Source organism: Rhizobium leguminosarum bv. trifolii WSM2297 (assembly GCF_000271845.1).
Genome location: NZ_JH719395.1, coordinates 3203196 through 3219879, shown reverse-complemented (window position 1 = coordinate 3219879; position 16684 = coordinate 3203196). Strand labels below are relative to the sequence as shown.

Sequence of the window (16684 nt, the reverse complement as noted above, 5' to 3'; positions counted from 1 at the left end):
CGGCAATTCCAAGGTCGACCCATGAGCGTTGAGATGAGCAAGCCTGTTCCGCGTCCCGGTATTCTCGATATCGCATCCTATGTGCCGGGCAAGGAACATGCGCCGGGGGTTGCCCGCGTCTACAAGCTTTCGTCCAACGAAACGCCGCTCGGCGCCAGCCCGAAGGCGATCGAAGCCTGCAAGGCGGCTGCCAACGATCTCGGGCGTTATCCCGACGGGCAGTCGGTGGAACTGCGCGAGGCGATTGCCGCCGTGCACGGACTCAACCCGGCAAACATCCTCTGCGGCAACGGCTCCGACGAGCTGCTCGGCCTGCTCTGCCATGTCTATCTCGGCGCCGGCGACGAGGGCATCATCACCGAGCACGGTTTCCTGGTCTACAAGATCCAGATCCAGGGCGCCGGCGCGACGCCGGTCGTCGTCAGGGAAAAGGACCATACCGTCGATGTCGATGCGATCCTTGCCGCGGTGACGGAGAAGACGAAGATCGTCTTCATCGCCAATCCCGGCAATCCGACAGGCACCTATGTCCCGGTCAGCGAGATCCGCCGCCTGCAGGCCGGGTTGCCGAAACATGTCGTCCTGGTGCTCGATGCGGCTTACGCCGAATATGTGCGCCGCAACGATTATGAAGCCGGCATCGAGGTCGTGTCCTCGAATGCCAATGTGGTGATGACCCGCACCTTCTCGAAGGCCTACGGACTTGCGGCGCTGCGCGTCGGCTGGATGTATGCGCCCGCCGAGATCGTCGACGCGGTGAACCGCGTACGCGGGCCCTTCAATTTGAACGCGGCGGCAATCGCCGCCGGTGCCGCGGCCATCCGCGACCAGGCCTTCGTCCAGCAGGCCGTCTCCTTCAACCAGATGTGGGTGGAGACGCTGACCCAGGCGCTTGAGGCGATCGGCCTGAAGGTGACGCCGTCGGTCGCCAATTTCGTCCTCATCCATTTTCCCGATATCGACGGCAAGCGCGCCGCCGATGCCGACGATCTGCTGACGAGCCGCGGCTACATCCTGCGCGCCGTGCGCAGCTATGGGTTTTCCAATGCGCTGCGCATGAGCGTCGGCCCCGAAGAGGCCAACCGCGGCGTCATCGCCGCACTCAGCGAATTCATGGGACGCAAGGTATGAACGTGCAGTTCGATCGTATCGCGCTGATCGGCATCGGTCTGATCGGCTCTTCGCTTGCCTACGACATCCGCCGGCTCGGCCTGGCAAGAGAGATCGTCGTTGCCACACGGAGCCCCGATACGCTGAAACGTGCCGAAGAACTCGGTCTCGGCGACCGCTACACGACCTCTTCGGCCGATGCCGTCAGGGATGCGGATCTGGTGATCGTCTCGGTGCCGGTCGGCGCATCGGAAAGTGTAGCCAAAGAGATAGCAGCAAGCCTGAAGCCCGGGGCTATTGTCACCGATGTCGGCTCCACCAAGGCTTCGGTCATTGCGCAGATGCTGCCGCATATTCCCGCCGGCGTGCATTTCATTCCCGGCCATCCGCTGGCAGGTACGGAAAAATCCGGCCCGGATGCCGGCTTCCCCGGTCTCTTCGAAGGCCGCTGGTGCATCTTTACGCCGGTCGCAGGCACCGACGAGGCGGCGATGAAGCGGCTGCGCGGCTTCTGGGAAGCGCTCGGCTCGAAGGTCGACGAGATGGATGCGGAGCATCATGACAAGGTGCTGGCGATCGTCTCGCACCTGCCGCATATCATCGCCTACAATATTGTCGGCACCGCCGACGATCTCGAGACGGTGACGGAGTCCGAGGTCATCAAATATTCGGCCTCCGGTTTTCGCGACTTTACCCGACTTGCGGCCTCAGACCCGACCATGTGGCGCGACGTCTGCCTGCACAATCGCGATGCGATCCTCGAAATGCTGGCGCGCTTCTCGGAGGATCTCGCCTATCTGCAGCGGGCGATCCGCTGGGGCGAGGGCGATAAGATCTTCGAACTTTTCACCCGCACGCGCGCCATTCGCCGCTCGATCGTCCAAGCCGGCCAGGATGTCGACGCACCGGATTTCGGTCGTCCCCACGCGCTGGACAAGAAGTAGCCGCTGAGATGGTGGAGGTGGCAAACGCGAGCCAAGCCGATATCGACTGGCTGGTTCGCGAGGATGCCAGTGCCGGCAAGGCATGGGTATCGCGATGCGTGGCGCTTGGCGAATATCTCATCGCCAGGCAGGCCGGCGAAATCGTCGGCTTCCTGCGCTTCTCCCGCTTCTGGGGCAGGGTTCCCTATATGGAAATGATTCGCGTCCTGCCCGGCCACCGGCGGGCGGGTGTCGGGACGGCACTGTTTCTCGCTTGGGAAGAGGCGATGCGCCGCGAGGGCGCCCGCCTGCTGATGACCTCAAGCGAATGCGACGAGAGCCGGCCGCAGGACTGGCATCGCCGCAACGGATTTTCCGACACCGGCGCGATCGAGCTGCCCGGCCTGCAATCGGTGCCGGAAGTCTTTTTCATCAAGCGCTTAGCCTGAAAGGCGAGAGGGTCAGATCGGTGGAATCCGGCCGAGCGGGATGAAGCCGCTGACGGTGGCGTTGCCGCGATCGACGACGAGATCGACCGAGACCTTGTCCTTGCCGCCGGCCAGCGACTGCAACAGCTTCGTCGCGGTGTTGACGGTCGAGGCGATATCCGGGAAGGCCTGTTTTAGGCTGTGGCCCCAGGGGCCGAGCTGTTCGATCTCCAGCTTGAATTTTCCCGAGAGGAGCCCCTGCTCGTCGAAGGAGAAGGGGCCGGTCAGCGTCATGACCTTGCCGTCGCCGATGTCGGCGACGATGCGGCGCAGTTCGCCGCTGGCGCCGTTGAGGCCGCTTGGATCGCTGCCGTCGATCAAGCCTGCTTTGCCGGCGATGGTCAGATCGATGCTGGCAGAGAATTTCGGGAAGATCTGCGGCCAGTCCTTAATCGCCGTATTCGCATCCTGCACGGAGATCGCGCCGTCCAGATCGCCTCCGTTCTGGCGCAGATGGATCTCGGTGCGAGCCGCATCGAAGCTGATGGTCTGGCCGGTGTAGGAGGAGACGGCCGTCGCCTTCAGACCCTCGATGGCGGTCGAGCTGCGATCGATGCCCCGCAGTTTGGTCGCCAGACTCGCCTGCAGGTTCGTCCATTGCGCCGAGATCGAAAGGCCGTTGCTGGTGCGGATCTCAGCCGGCGAATCGAGTTCCCAGACGATATTGCCGGGTGCGTAGACCTGGGCTGCCGAGCGCAGCGCGCCGAAGGTGGCGGAGACGCCGTTGACATTGTCGTCGACATCCACCTTGGAGCAGAACAGGCCGATGCGGAAGGGATAGCCGCGGAATTCGATATTGGAGCATTCGCCGCTGACGCCGGCCTGGTCGCGCGGCGCGATCGCCTTCAGCACCGTGGTCTTCAACGCCGAGGCCGCATAGAACCAGCCGCCGGTATAAAGCGCGATCACCAGGAGGATGCCGCCGCCCAGCAGCCAGAATTTCTTGCCGCTGCCGGATTGGCTGCTGCCGGATTGGCTTGACGCTGCCATGATGTTCTCCAATGGTGAATCGCAAATGTGATTCCGGTCTGGCGTGCGATATGGACGAATTTTGGGTGTTTGGCTACGGTTCGCTGATGTGGAATCCGGGCTTCGAGTTTATGGAGCGGGCAGAGGCTCTGATCTACGGCTACAGGCGCTCGCTCTGCGTCCGCTCCTTCGTCCATCGCGGCACGCGCGACAATCCGGGTCTGGTTCTCGGTCTCGACAGGGGCGGTGCCTGCCGCGGCATGGCTTTCCGCATTTCCCCGGAAAAATGGGATGAGGTGATCGATTATCTCCGCGCCCGCGAGCTGGTGACCAATGTCTACCTGGAGCGCCGCGTGCAGCTGCAGCTTGCCGGCCGGCGGCGGATGGAGGCGGTTACCTACATTGCTGATCGCGACCATGAGCAATATGCCGGTACGCTCGACGCGCTTTCCGCGGCACGGGTGGTGAACGAAGCCAAGGGCCAGTCGGGCCCGAACGATGCCTATGTCTTCAACACGCTGACGCATCTGAAGCAGATGGGCATTCGCGACCATTGGCTGGAGCAGGTCGTCGACGAAGTGGAGCGGCTGCGCGCGGCTTGATTTAGGCGGTCGCCGCCTTGAGCTTGCGCAGTTCCGCCAGCCTTTCCACAGCTGTCGGCGGCAGCGGCAGATGCGGGTTTGCCTCGACGGTTTCGAGCAGAAGCTCGTCGCTTGCCCGTTCCGAAATCTCGATCAGGTGGGCGAAAAATGCGTCCGGATCCATTCCCGGCATGATCGGCGGCAGGATCCTCACCTTGAAATGGCCGGGATAACGACGAATGCTCCGGCGCGGCCAGAACAGACCGGGATGCATGACGATCGGCACCACGGGAATGGCGAGATCGCGGTACATGCGGGCGATGCCGTATTTATAGACCGGCTCGGCGCCCGGCGGACGGCGGGTGCCCTCGGGATAGATGATCAGCTGGCGGCCGGTCGAAAGCTCTTCCTTTGTGCGCTTCAACACCTCCACCATCACCTTGCCGCGGGCGCCGCGATCGACGGGGATCACCCGCTGCTTCTTCGCATACCAGCCGAACAGCGGAATCCACATCAACTCGCGCTTCAGGATGTAGACCGGGTCTTTCAGCCAGGGCAGCAGCGCATAGGTATCCCAGAAGGACTGGTGCTTCGGCGCCAGGATGTAGCTGCCGTCAGGCAGGTTCTCCAGACCCTCGATCTCGAAGGTCGTGCCGACGATCACCCGCATCAGCCAGTGGTTGGAGCGCGCCCAGTTCTTCGGGATCGCATAGGCGGTCAGGCGCGGCGCCAGGAAATAATATGGCGAGAGCACGATCATCCGGATGATGAGGTTGGCGTAGAAGATCGTGTTGAAGAGGACGGAACGCAGGGCGATCATGAAACTTTCCCGAGGCATGCTCACGCGACCGGCCTACACGATATTGGCCGTCATAAAAAGCGTTTGATGACGCCTCGATGTAAAAGCTTCAGTCCTGGCCGGCCGCCGCTGTCGAGCGCAGCCCGGTGTGGCGGCCGAAGCCGGTGATATTGCGGGCGCCGGCCAGCAGCACCTTTGCATATTCGGCAAGCATGACGCGCATCGCATTCGGGTCGGTGAACCAGTTGCGGCTCTTCAAATCCGAATTGACCACGGGATACGCGATGAACTCGATGTCGGGGTCGACATAGGAGAGCTCGGCGAGGCTCCGCGGCATATGGTAATTGTTGGTGACGACGATGACGCTCCTGTAGCCGTTGGCGTGGATCCAGTTGGAGGCTTCCTCGGCATTACCGATCGTGTCGATGGCGTCGTGGCCGATATCGACGCAGCAGGAGAAGAGATCGGCCGAACCCTGCGTCATCTTGCGGATCTGCCTCGGTGTCGTCGTCGGGTGGACGCCGGAGATCAACAGCCGTTTGCCGGCGCCCTTCTGTAGCAGCTCCACGGCCTGATCGATGCGTTGGTAGCCTCCGGTCAGCACCACGATCGCATCCGCCTTCGGCTCGGCCGGAGGCTTCAGCGTCGTGACGGAATCGGCAAACCGCAGGAAGCCGCCGAACACCAGCGCCATTGCCAACACGCAGGCAAAGCCGCCCCAGCGCAACAGGCGGCGGATCAGCCCGCGCCGCGGCGGCAAAGCCGCCGGGCGGTCAAGCCCCGGGTCCTGATGAAAAGGGTTGGGTGTGGTATCGCCCATGGTCATGAATCGTGACTATACGCTGATTGCGGCGCGGAACAGACGCTTTCACAACAAAACGGCATGGTCACGATCAACTCGCAATGCCGTCGGTGCGTGTCGGGTCCGAGCGCAATGTATCGATTTCATAGATCGTCCGCATGACGGTCAGGCGCGCGGTGAAGGTGGTCAGAAGGGCGACGACGATCATCGTTGCGAAGATGCCGGCATAACCAAGCACGCCGACGGAGAAGGTGCCGAAGAGCGCGGTGGCCTGGTCCGTTTCCGGGGTGGCCAGCGTGCGGCTCTGCCAGAAACCGGCGGTGGCGAAGAAGAGAGAGGCAAGGGCGCTGCCGATCGCCGAGCCCTTGAGGCTGATCTTCAGGAAATGCTTCTGGAATTCGGTGGCGACGAAGGAGCTTTCGGCGCCGACGAAATGCAGCACTTCGACAATGTGGCGGTTGCCCGACAGCGCGCCGCGCGTGGCGAAGACGACGGTGAGCACCATCGCCGAGAAGACCAGGAGCAGGATGCCCGTGCCGATCATGACGGTCGTGTGCGCCATGGACACCAGTCGGTCGACCCAGGTGCGGTGATCGTCGAGGGTGGCCTGCGGGATGCTGTCTTTCAGCAGTGCCCGCATGGAATCGAAATCCGGTGGATTGCTCTCGTCGATGGTAATGATGACGAGGCGGGGAACGGGCAGATCCTTGAGATCGAGACCGGGGCCGAGCCAGGGTTCGAGCAGGCGGGCGGTCGCTGCCTCGTCGACGATCTGGCCGCTCTTGGTGCCGACGAAGGTCAGCGCCAGGTCGCGCGCCTGGGTCAGCGCCTTTTCCATGTCGAGATTGTCGTCCGGCTTGATCTGGATGGTGATCTCACGGGAGATCTGACTCTCCCAGCTTGCGGCCGTCGAGCGCACCATGCTGACGCCGCCGAGCGTCAGGCAAGCGAGGAAGGCCATGATCGATATCACCACCATCAACGCACTGCCCTGGATGTTGGAAGGCGGCAGGATCGGCGCGGTCGGACGCACGCGCATTTCCGGCCGCTTCTGCTCGGCCTTATCGGGCGCCTTGCCCGGGTTTCTGGATGGGGGCTCAGTCATAGATATCGAGATGCCCCCCCGAGAGGATCATGCGGCGGGCCTCCACCTGTTCCATCAGCGCCAGGTCATGCGTGGCGATGACAACGGCCGTGCCGAGGCGGTTCAGCTCGAGGAAAAGATTGAGCAGGCGCTTGGCCATCGGCGGATCGACATTGCCCGTCGGTTCGTCGGCAAGCAGCACTTCCGGCCGGTCCATCAGCGCCCGGGCGATCGCGGCGCGCTGCTTCTCGCCGCCGGAGAGCACCGGCGGCAGCACATTGATGCGTTCGCCGAGGCCGACCCATTTTAACAGTTCCAAGACGTCGGTCTTGTAGGAACTCTCATCCTTGCCGCGCACGCGTAAGGGCAAAGCAACATTCTCATAGGTCGTCAGATGGTCGAGGAGGCGAAAATCCTGGAAGACGATGCCGACGCGGCGGCGCAGCAGCGGCAGTTCGGGACGGGGGATTTCGGAAATGTCACGCCCGAACATGCGGATCAGGCCGCGTGTCGGCTGCAGCGACATGAAGAGCAGCCGCAGCAGCGACGTCTTGCCGGCGCCCGATGGGCCCGTCAGGAATTGAAAAGATTTCTTCGGAATGTCGAAGGTCAGGTCCCGGAGGATTTCCGGGCCCATGCCATAGCGCAAACCGACATTCTCGAAATGGATCAACGGGCAGCTCAGTCTGTTCTTGGTTTCACCGTGTGACTTGTTAACCAACACCGTTAACAGCCGGTAAATTTTGCTGGAAAGACGCCCGTTTGATGGCGATCTTTGCGAAGCATTAACCATTAAAATTTACGACTGAGGAGGATTCGTTTCAATGCCAAGATTCCCCCTGGCAGCGAAACCATGTGGACATCTGCGAGGCAGCCACCATGGAAGCATCCTCCTTCAGCCGCCGGACGCCGGGCCAGGCCTATGATTTCCTGCCGCCGGAACCTGCCGCCCGCCAGTACCGGGCGGCGCGTCCCGCCGATATTTCCGACGCCGAATTCGTAACGCTCGGCAAAGTCCGACCGACGGAATTTTCTGCAAGAACCTATAACGACAACCGCAGGCGCGCGGCTCAAGCAAAGGCAGCGCCGCCGCAGCAGGCGCCGGCGATGGCAACTGTTCTGCGCGACGTGGAAGCTTTCCTGCAGCGCGCTTCGATGCGGAGCTTCGCAGGCTTGGTGCTGGCGCTCGCCGTGCTCGTCTTCGGGCTTGCGGGCGGCTTTTCCGGCTTTTCCGCAGAGCCGGCCTATTCCGGAGCGCCGCTGCATTTCACCCATGTGACGGTGGCGCCGCGCGACGCCAACGGCATGCGGGTCCTCGTCATCAACGGCATTATCGAAAACGACAGCGGCACGACGCAGACGGTGCATCCGATCCGCGCCGATCTCGTCACCGACGAGCGGCTGACCGCAAGCATCGTCATCAATCCGCCCTCCGATGTCATCTATAGCGACCAGAGTCGGGGCTTCTCGGCGCGCGTCCAGCATGCCGGCGGAAAACTGCCGGAGGTCCGGCTCTCGTTCCTGCCGTAAAAGCCAACCGGGCACGGAATGGCTGACTTTCCCGCCGCAGGTCGCGCCAATCCCGTTAATTTCATGGCCGACGAGGCTGTTTCAGGCTCGCATATGTGCTAACGGCTTACCCTTCTTTTCATGGAGCAAGCCCTTATGCCTGTCGTGCGCGGAAAAAATATCGAACCGCTCTTCACTGCCGAGCAGATCGCCGAGCGCAATCATTCGATGGCGCGGGAGATCGCCAACGGACCGACCAAGGACCTGCTCGTCATCGCTGTTCTCAAGGGTTCGTTCATCTTCGCCGCCGACCTGATCCGCGCCCTGCATGATAGCGGGCTTGCCCCGGAGGTCGAATTCATCACTTTGTCGAGCTACGGCATCGGCACCGTCTCGCAGGGCGTGCGCATCGTCAAGGATATCGACAGCGACGTCCATGGCCGCGATGTGCTTCTCATCGACGATATTCTCGAATCCGGCCGCACACTGCTGTTTGCCAAGGAATTGCTGTTCGAGCGCGGCGCGCGCAACGTCACGATCGCCGTGCTGCTCGACAAACGCGTCAAGCGCAAGGAAAAGCTGGAGGCCGATTATGTCGGCTTCGAATGCCCCGACTATTTCGTCGTCGGCTACGGCATGGATGTGGCCTATGCCTTTCGCGAACTGCCATTCGTCGGCGTGGTTACCGGGGACGCTTGAGCGGCGGCAAAATGTTCCGGCGTCCTTCGCCGTCTGAAAGACGCGCGGCGCGACCTTGCCGGTCGAGACGGCTTGTTAACCATCTCGTCCATCGCTTGCTCATCTTTACCGATCGAAAAGGAAAGTCTGGTGATTTCCGTCACGGGCTGACCACGGAGCAATGCACATATGGCAAGAATTCTGATCACGGAAGACGAGGACTCCCTGCGGTCCTTCGTAGCCCGAGCCCTGCGGCTTGATGGCCACGAGACCGATGAGGCGGCCGACGGGGCCGAGGGCCTGGAGAAGCTCAGGGAAGGGGTCTACGATCTGCTGCTTTCAGATATCCGCATGCCCGTGATGGACGGCATCGAGCTTGCCCATCAGGCAAAAGACGCCTTTCCCGGCCTGAAGATACTGCTGATGACCGGCTATGCCGAACAGCGTGAACGGGCCGACGATCTTGCCGAAAAGATCATCGACGTCGTCGCCAAACCATTCGCGCTTCCCGATATCCGCAAGGCGGTCGCCAGGGCGCTCGTCGCCTGAAACATGACGGAAACGCCTGAGCGGCTTTCCGTCCAGAATTGCGTGAAAATAAAAGGTCAGAGCGGTTCTGCGTTTCCGTGAGAACCCGAACCGCTCTAGCGCGCCGCTGATCCATTATACGGCGGTGTAAGGCCTACTGAATATCCAGCAACCGTTCGAGATACCGCCGTTCCATTTCCTGGGGCGGATTGTTGCCGAGCTTTTCGCGGATCGCGTCGAGGATTTCCCGGGCGCGCTGAACGTCGATCTCGTCGGGCACCTTCACGCTGTTGTCGCCGAAATCCGGTCCCTGGACGCGGCGCGGACGGCCGAGCGGGTCGCGGCCGTTCTGATCTCCCTGACCCACCTGGCCGTTCGGACCCTGCCCTTGCTGGCCCTGTTGGGCCTGCATCATCTGGTTCATCATGTCACGGGCGCCCTGGCGAAGCGCTTCGAGCGCACGGCCCTGGCCCTCGATCGCCGGCTGGCCGCGGCCCTGGCCGAGCTCACGGCCGGCACCTTCCATCTCGCGTTGCGCCTGGCCGAAGCCGGGGCCGGGCTTCATGCCCATCTCGCCCAGCTTTTTCTGCAATTCGCCGAGCTGTTTGCCGAGCCCATCCTGCTGGGCGCGCAGCTGTTTCAGCGCCTCGCGCAGTTGCTCGGCCGTCATCTGGTCGGAGGGCTGGCCTTCCTTGCCTTGCTGGCCCTGCTGCTGATCCTGCGGCTCGCCATTCTCTCCAGGGTTCATCTCGTCGAGCAGCGGATCGTTTTCGCCCATCTCTGGTTCGCCGCGCTGCATGCGATCCCTGAGCTGCTGATCGAGACGGAAGGTCTGTTCCATTAGCTTCTGCTGGTCGCGCAGGATCTCGCCGAGCTTGTCGATCTGCTTGCGGGCTTCGCTGTTTTCCTGGCTCTGCTGGCCGCGCTGCGGCCTGCCGGCCTGCAGGTTGTTCATCATCCGCTGCAATTCCGACAGCATCTGCTGGGCTGCGTCGCGATTGCCGGAGCGGGCGAGGTTTTCGATCTGGTCCATCATCCGCTCCAGATCTTGCTGGCGCAGGATGTTCTGGGCGTTCTGGTTCGGCTGCATCGGCGCGTTCTGCATGCGTTGGGCAAGCTCGGCCATATAGTCCTGCATCGCCTTGCGCAGCTCATCCATCAGCTTCTTGATTTCCTCGTCCGGCGCGTTGCGGTCCAAGGCGTCGGCAAGTTTCTGCTGGGCCTCGCGCAGCTTGCGCTCGGCAAGCGAAAGATCGCCGTCCTCCATGCCGAGAGCGATCTCCCACAGATATTGGGCCGTATCCTTCAGCGCCTCATCACCCCTTGCAAGCTTCATGCGCGTCAAGGCGGATTGCAGCAGCAGATAATTGGTGAGCTTGGGGATGGTCTCCTCGGGGCGGATGGTCAGCGCCTCGTTCAGCGCGATCGCCTGCGGCATCTTGCGGGTGTCGAGCGCGAAAACCTGCCGCTCCTCGGCGACGGCTGCGGCAAGCGGCTCGTTGAAGGGCCGCGACGGCAGGATCATCTCATGCGGCGGGCTGCGGCCGGTCTGGCCGGCGGCATCCTTGGCGACGAGCGTCACGCGCACGCGCTTGCCGGCAAGCGGATGTTCGGTCAGGTTGCGGCTGGTCACGCCCTTGGCGTCGCGGGCGTTGCGGCGGGGAATATCCAGCCGGTATTCCGGCAACGGATAGAGCGGCGTCGCCGTCGGATCGTTTTCCAGAGGAACGATCTCCGCATGCGCCTCCTGGACGCCGTAATCGTCCTTGACGGTAAAGCCGATTTCAAGCGCGCCGTTGACGCTGGGCTTCGGCAAACCGTCGAAGGCGATCTCCGGCGCTTTGTCGGGAAGGACCTCGAAGCTCCAGCGTCGGCCGTTGACTTCGAGGGCGCCGCTCTCCTCGAGTTTCATCGTATGGGTCTGCGCGACGAGTGCCTGGCTGGCGGGGGCTTGGCCGGCTGGAGCCGCATTCGGCTGTCCGCTGCCTGATGCCGACGCCTGCTTTGTATCGGCCTGCACGGCGATATCCTGGGCCTGGCCGTTCGCCTTGCGGAACACGACCTTCTCTGCGGTCTTTCCGCCGCTGACGCGTACCGTGAGGCCTGAAAACTGCGGAATGCCGATCGGCGCCTGCTCGCTGCCGTCAGCGGTGAGGTAGATCGGGGCGCGGCCGGTATAGGAGGGCGGCGTCACCCAGGCGTCGATGCGCACCGCCGGATCGACGACCACCTGCTCGGGCGCTGCCTGAAACGCGTCACCGAGCGAGCCGCCGTTGATCGACAGCGAATAGGCAAAGGCGGTGACCAGCAGCAGCGCCGGCACGGCGCGCAGCGCGAAACGGTCATGCGCGGCGATATCCGGCCGCGGCAATCCAGCATCGAGGGCTGCGATCTTTTCGGCCATGCGGGTCTGGTGCTCGCGCCAGAGCGCCCGTGCGAAGGGCGTATCGAAGGCCGGCTCGTCTTCCTGGACGGTGACCGGCTGGTGCGCCAGGCCGTTGCGCTCTTCCAGCATGCGGTCGGCTTCGGCGACCCCCGGCCAGCGCAGATTGCGTAAGGGCAGGAGCGAGACGAGAAAAGCGGCGGCAAAGGCGATCAGCAGCAGGATGCGCAGCCAGTCCGGCACACTGCGGAAGACGCCGAACCAGGAGGCTGAGAAATAAAGGGCGATGACTGCCAGAACCGGCATCAAAGGCGGGAGCAACTGCTCGAAAAACAGCACCACGCGCGCCAGCAGGCGTTTTGTCGTCACCAGCCGGGCAAGCGAGGGGCGAAGCGCAAATGCACCTTTCTTCTGCCTTGAGAGGCTGGTCATCGGTCCGGTCTCCGCGATCTGGCGTTTTGGAACAGAGGGCGCTTCCGGCGATTGCAGGGCAATACGCTCATGAACGAAAGGATAACACTCTTTGTGGCGAAGGCGAGGGCGAGCGGCCGGCAATACCGGCTTTTCACGTTAATTCGCCAAAAAGTGATGGCCTGCTTACAGCGCGTCGCGATCTTTCCGCTTCGCACTTTTCCCGCAATTGTTAGTCGAGCCAGGCCGGAACTGAATCGAAGCCGATCAGTTCGGCATAGGTTCTGCGCGGGCGAATCGTATGGAAATCGCCACCCTTGACCAGAACCTCGGGCACCAGCAGGCGGCTGTTATAGGTGCCTGCCTGGACCGCACCGTAAGCGCCCGCCGTGCTGACGGCCATCAGGTCGCCGGGCTTCGGCATCGCCATTTCGCGGTCGAGCGCCAGGTAATCGCCGGTCTCGCAGACCGGCCCGACGACGTCGGCGCGGATGCGCGGGGCATTCGCCGCCGAAATCGTTACCGGACGGATCTCGTGATAGGCCTCGTAGAGGGTCGGGCGGATGAGATCGTTCATCGCGGCGTCGACGATGACAAAGGTCTTTTCGCCGCCATCCTTCACATAGAGGACTTCGGTGACGAGGATACCGGCATTGCCGACAATCAGGCGACCGGGCTCGGTGATGATCTTGCAGTTGAGGCCGCGCAACTGGTTCTTGACGATCGCCGCATAGGCGTCCGGCAGCGGCGGCGGATTGTTATCGTCCTTGTAGGGAACACCGAGGCCGCCGCCGATATCGACGTGATGGATCGTGTGGCCGTCGGCGCGCAGCGTCGCGACAAGATCGCTCAGCAGCTTGAAGGCGTCGTCGAAGGGCTGCAGTTCGGTGATCTGGCTGCCGATGTGCATGTCGATGCCGGTGACTTCGATGCCCGGCATCTTGGCGGCATTGGCATAGATGGCGCGGGCGCGCTCCCAGGAGATGCCGAACTTGTTTTCCTTCTTGCCGGTCGAGATCTTCGAATGCGTTTTCGCGTCCACATCAGGGTTGATGCGGAAGGAGACCGGCGCTTTCGTGCCGGCCTTGATGGCGCGCTGGTTGAGGATTTCGAGCTCTGGCTCGGATTCGACGTTGAAGCAGTAGATGCCGGCTTCGAGGGCGAAATCCATCTCTGACGGCGTCTTGCCGACGCCCGAAAACATGATGCGGCTTGCTGGAATGTCGGCGGCGAGCGCGCGGCGCAGCTCCCCTTCCGAGACGACATCGATGCCGGCGCCGAGGCGACCGAGCGTTTTCAGCACCGCCTGGTTCGAATTCGCCTTCATCGCGTAGCAGACCATGGAGTCGACATCGGCGAAGGCTTCGGAGAAGACGCGGTAGTGGCGTTCCAGCGTCGCGGTGGAATAGACGTAGAAAGGCGTGCCGACCGCCTTGGCGATCTCGGGAACGGGAACGTTCTCGGCATGCAGGATACCGTCGCGGTACTCGAAATGGTTCACGGGCTTATGCCTTAAAGAAGAGGATCGAGAAGGAAGGGCTTATCAACGGTTCCGGGCTGTTTCGTCGGCTTGGAAACGTCGCCTTCCTTGGTTGCCGCAGCACTCGGCGGATCGAGGTCGCCCTTGCGCCCGCATCCGGCAACGGCAAGGCCGATGACGGCGAGCACCGCCGTCAGGCGGATGAGATGCGGCAAGCTCTTCTGCATGGATATCCTCTTGTGCGGCTATGGCGGACATCGTTCGTATCGAACGACGGACATCTTCATAACGAAGTTTATCCGCCTTGTGCACCCTGATTGTTGGGCGCTTTTCCCATGTGTGAGCGGGGGCGAGGCGGCTTTCGCCCCGCCCTTGTCTCTCAGTTGCGGGCGCGCCAGAAGGCGATCTGTTTGCGCACCTCGGAGGGTGCGGTGCCGCCGAAGCTCTTGCGGCTGGCGACCGAGGCCTCGACGGTCAGCACGTCGTAGACTTTGTCGGTGATCGAGGAATGGATCGCCTGCAGGTCGGAGAGCGGCAGTTCGGCCAGATCGCAGCCCTTGCTTTCGGCAAGCGCCACGGCCCGGCCGGTGACGTGATGGGCATCGCGGAAGGGCAGGCCCGCCTCACGCACCAGCCAGTCGGCAAGGTCTGTCGCCGTCGAAAAGCCGGAGCCGGCCGCGGCCTTCATGCGTGCGGTGTTGACGGTCATGTCGCGCACCATGCCGGTCATGGCGGCGATTGCCAGCTCCAGGCTCTCGGCCGCGTCGAAGACCTGTTCCTTGTCTTCCTGCATGTCCTTGGAATAGGCGAGCGGCAGGCCCTTCATGATCGTCAGCAGCGCCACCAGCGAGCCGTTGATGCGGCCGGTCTTGGCGCGCACCAGTTCGGCGGCATCCGGGTTCTTCTTCTGCGGCATGATCGAGGAGCCGGTGGAGAAGGCGTCGGAGAGACGGACGAAACCGAATTGCGGGGTCGACCAGATGACGATCTCTTCGGCCAGGCGCGACAGGTGCATGCCTGTGATCGCGGCAATCGACAGGAACTCGATGGCGAAGTCGCGGTCGGAGACGGTATCGATGGAGTTGCGGGTCGGCTCGCGGAAACCGAGTGCCTTGGCCGTCATATGGCGGTCGATCGGGTAGCCGGTGCCGGCGAGGGCAGCCGCGCCGATCGGGCTTTCGTCCAGATGCTCGATGGCGTGGCGCACGCGCGAGCGGTCGCGGCCGAACATTTCGACATAGGCCATGCAGTGATGGCCGAAGGTGACGGGCTGGGCGGTCTGCAGATGGGTGAAGCCCGGCATGACGCTTTCGGCATGCTCTTCGGCACGGTCGAGGAAGGCGGCGATCAGACCGGTCAGCATCTTCTCGGTCTTCTCAAGCTCTTCCTTCACCCAGAGGCGGAAGTCGAGCGCCACCTGGTCGTTGCGCGAGCGGGCGGTGTGCAGCCGGCCGGCCGCCGGTCCGATCAGCGTCGCCAGGCGCGCTTCGATATTCATATGAATGTCTTCGAGCCGGCGCGAGAATTCGAAATTGCCGCTTTCGATTTCTGACAGGATCGTGTTTAGCCCGTGAACGATCTTGTCCTTATCCTCGGCCGATATGATCCCCTGATGGGCGAGCATGGTCGCATGGGCGATCGAACCGCGAATGTCCTGCGCGAATAGCTTCTTGTCGAAACCGATCGAGGCATTTATTTCCTCCATGATCGCGTCCGGGCCGGAAGCGAAGCGCCCGCCCCACATCTGGTTGGAGGATTTGGTATCGGTTTTGCTCTCGGCCATGGAAGATGCCCGTCCTGGAGAATGAAATGACGACGAGAAAACCCTTCGGTCTGCCGTCCGTAAAATTGATCGCAATCGCCGCCGTTGCAGGCGTTGTTGCCGGTGCGGCAGCGGTATACGTGAAGGAGACGGGGATTGGCAATGGCATCGGCAATACCGCTTCGGCCGAATGCGCGCTGGCGAAGGATCGCGCTGCCAATCTGACGCCGCTGATGAGGGGGCAGGTGGCCGCCATGGTTGCCGCCAATGAGCCGCGCAAGCTGACTGCGGTCTCCTTCAACGGGCCTGATGGCAAGCCGCTGACGCTCGACCATTTTGCCGGCAAGACCGTGCTTCTCAATCTCTGGGCCACATGGTGCGTGCCCTGCCGCGAGGAGATGCCGGCGCTGAATGCCCTCGAAAAGCAGATGGGCAGCGACAAGTTCCAAGTGGTGCCCGTCAATATCGACAGCGGCGACGACGAGAAGCCGAAGACTTTCCTGAACGAGACCGGCGTCGATGCGCTGCAGCTTTACCGCGACAATACGATCGGCGTCTTCAACAGCCTGAAGAAGGAAGGCCTCGCCTTCGGCCTGCCGGTGACGCTGCTACTGGACGACAAGGGATGCCTGATTTCGGCGATGAACGGCCCGGCTGCCTGGGACAGCGACGATGCCAAGGCCCTGATCAAGGGTGCTATCGGGTCGTAAAGAGGCCGGTCAGGAGTCACCGTTTCCTTTGATGAGGAACACACCGGCAAGCCCTATGAGAACGCAGCATTGCAGCAGGAACATCGGTGTTTCGGTTGACATGGCATTTCCTCCCGTTCACGGCAAGGAAAGCATTTCGCGGGCGTTCGGTCCATTCGCCCTTTCTGGTGATGTCTGCTTAGAGCCTTTCCGGGTCAGATTGCAGCATTCTGCCGGAGCAGGTTTTCGTCAGGGCAAAGGCGATTGGCGACGGGCATACCCCTAGGTACGTCCGAGCCGATCGCCTTTGCCCTGGCGGAAAGATGCCCGGCCCACCGGCCGCACCGCTTCGCATGGCGAAGCGATAAGTGCGCCCGGCGTTTCCTGAGTCTTGCAGATTTGCCAAGCAAATCTGCGGGAGGGTTGGCTGAAACGGGCCGGCTGATCGACCGGCCGGCTTGGCCGTAGAGCTGGGCTACGACGCGCGC

Annotated in this window: 17 protein-coding genes; 8 read left to right on the top strand and 9 right to left on the bottom strand. The window is 62.6% G+C overall.

Translation table 11 applies throughout. From position 1 onward, the window contains the following. Window positions 1-33: 33 nt before the first annotated feature. The 3 genes from hisC to RLEG4DRAFT_RS30780 are packed head-to-tail and all read left to right on the top strand — an operon-like array spanning window position 34 to window position 2482. Window positions 34-1131 (top strand): histidinol-phosphate transaminase, encoded by a 1098-nt coding sequence (gene hisC, locus RLEG4DRAFT_RS30790; protein ID WP_171898246.1) that lies wholly within the window; start codon window positions 34-36, stop codon window positions 1129-1131. After that, window positions 1128-2054, top strand: a complete 927-nt coding sequence (locus tag RLEG4DRAFT_RS30785) for a prephenate/arogenate dehydrogenase family protein (protein WP_003582643.1) — start codon at window positions 1128-1130, stop codon at window positions 2052-2054. The genes hisC and RLEG4DRAFT_RS30785 overlap by 4 nt, the downstream gene beginning before the upstream one ends. A gap of 8 nt (window positions 2055-2062) precedes the next feature. Continuing rightward, a complete protein-coding gene (locus RLEG4DRAFT_RS30780; RefSeq protein ID WP_003582641.1) occupies window positions 2063-2482 on the top strand; it encodes a GNAT family N-acetyltransferase in 420 nt (139 codons plus the stop codon). A 12-nt stretch (window positions 2483-2494) separates the two neighbouring features. On the opposite strand, the gene RLEG4DRAFT_RS30775 is transcribed toward RLEG4DRAFT_RS30780, so the two are convergent. Continuing rightward, entirely contained in the window at window positions 2495-3511 is a 1017-nt protein-coding gene (locus tag RLEG4DRAFT_RS30775) for a DUF2125 domain-containing protein (RefSeq protein ID WP_003582639.1), read from the bottom strand. Between the two features lie 50 nt (window positions 3512-3561). On the opposite strand from RLEG4DRAFT_RS30775, the gene RLEG4DRAFT_RS30770 reads away from it, so the two are divergent. Further along, window positions 3562-4092, top strand: coding sequence for a gamma-glutamylcyclotransferase (locus tag RLEG4DRAFT_RS30770; protein ID WP_003582637.1), 531 nt, complete (start codon window positions 3562-3564; stop codon window positions 4090-4092). 1 nt (window position 4093) lies between these two features. Here the strand turns inward: RLEG4DRAFT_RS30770 and RLEG4DRAFT_RS30765 are convergent, their stop codons facing one another. The 4 genes from RLEG4DRAFT_RS30765 to ftsE form a co-directional block, all read right to left on the bottom strand. Further along, window positions 4094-4891 carry a lysophospholipid acyltransferase family protein gene (locus tag RLEG4DRAFT_RS30765; RefSeq protein ID WP_003582634.1) on the bottom strand — a complete coding sequence of 266 codons (798 nt, stop codon included), beginning with the start codon at window positions 4889-4891 and terminating at the stop codon, window positions 4094-4096. A gap of 88 nt (window positions 4892-4979) precedes the next feature. Then, on the bottom strand, window positions 4980-5696 hold the full coding sequence (locus RLEG4DRAFT_RS30760) for a YdcF family protein (RefSeq protein ID WP_003582632.1): 717 nt from the start codon (window positions 5694-5696) through the stop codon (window positions 4980-4982). A 67-nt stretch (window positions 5697-5763) separates the two neighbouring features. Beyond that, window positions 5764-6777, bottom strand: coding sequence for a cell division protein FtsX (locus RLEG4DRAFT_RS30755; RefSeq protein WP_003582631.1), 1014 nt, complete (start codon window positions 6775-6777; stop codon window positions 5764-5766). Continuing rightward, a complete protein-coding gene (gene ftsE / locus RLEG4DRAFT_RS30750; RefSeq protein ID WP_003567051.1) occupies window positions 6770-7429 on the bottom strand; it encodes a cell division ATP-binding protein FtsE in 660 nt (219 codons plus the stop codon). Before ftsE ends, RLEG4DRAFT_RS30755 begins: the two co-directional genes overlap by 8 nt. Before the next feature lie 206 nt (window positions 7430-7635). Between ftsE and RLEG4DRAFT_RS30745 the strand changes: the two genes are divergently transcribed. From RLEG4DRAFT_RS30745 to RLEG4DRAFT_RS30735, 3 genes are all read left to right on the top strand, one after another. Beyond that, window positions 7636-8286 (top strand): hypothetical protein, encoded by a 651-nt coding sequence (locus tag RLEG4DRAFT_RS30745; RefSeq protein WP_003582629.1) that lies wholly within the window; start codon window positions 7636-7638, stop codon window positions 8284-8286. 135 nt (window positions 8287-8421) lie between these two features. Next, entirely contained in the window at window positions 8422-8964 is a 543-nt protein-coding gene (hpt, locus tag RLEG4DRAFT_RS30740) for a hypoxanthine phosphoribosyltransferase (RefSeq protein WP_003567049.1), read from the top strand. Window positions 8965-9132: 168 nt separating this feature from the next. After that, window positions 9133-9492 (top strand): response regulator, encoded by a 360-nt coding sequence (locus RLEG4DRAFT_RS30735; protein WP_003582627.1) that lies wholly within the window; start codon window positions 9133-9135, stop codon window positions 9490-9492. 133 nt (window positions 9493-9625) lie between these two features. Here the strand turns inward: RLEG4DRAFT_RS30735 and RLEG4DRAFT_RS30730 are convergent, their stop codons facing one another. From RLEG4DRAFT_RS30730 to argH, 4 genes are all read right to left on the bottom strand, one after another. Continuing rightward, window positions 9626-12286 (bottom strand): TIGR02302 family protein, encoded by a 2661-nt coding sequence (locus RLEG4DRAFT_RS30730; protein WP_003582625.1) that lies wholly within the window; start codon window positions 12284-12286, stop codon window positions 9626-9628. Window positions 12287-12497: 211 nt separating this feature from the next. Then, window positions 12498-13766: a diaminopimelate decarboxylase gene (gene lysA / locus RLEG4DRAFT_RS30725; RefSeq protein ID WP_003582622.1), complete on the bottom strand. Its 1269-nt coding sequence runs from the start codon at window positions 13764-13766 to the stop codon at window positions 12498-12500. A gap of 11 nt (window positions 13767-13777) precedes the next feature. Beyond that, window positions 13778-13972: an LPS translocon maturation chaperone LptM gene (gene lptM, locus RLEG4DRAFT_RS30720; protein WP_003582619.1), complete on the bottom strand. Its 195-nt coding sequence runs from the start codon at window positions 13970-13972 to the stop codon at window positions 13778-13780. Between the two features lie 152 nt (window positions 13973-14124). Then, the gene (gene argH / locus RLEG4DRAFT_RS30715) at window positions 14125-15528 is read right to left on the bottom strand and encodes an argininosuccinate lyase (RefSeq protein WP_003582616.1); all 1404 of its coding nucleotides are present in this window, start codon (window positions 15526-15528) and stop codon (window positions 14125-14127) included. A 26-nt stretch (window positions 15529-15554) separates the two neighbouring features. On the opposite strand from argH, the gene tlpA reads away from it, so the two are divergent. Beyond that, window positions 15555-16217 (top strand): thiol:disulfide interchange protein TlpA, encoded by a 663-nt coding sequence (gene tlpA / locus RLEG4DRAFT_RS30710; protein ID WP_003582614.1) that lies wholly within the window; start codon window positions 15555-15557, stop codon window positions 16215-16217. Window positions 16218-16684 lie beyond the last annotated feature (467 nt).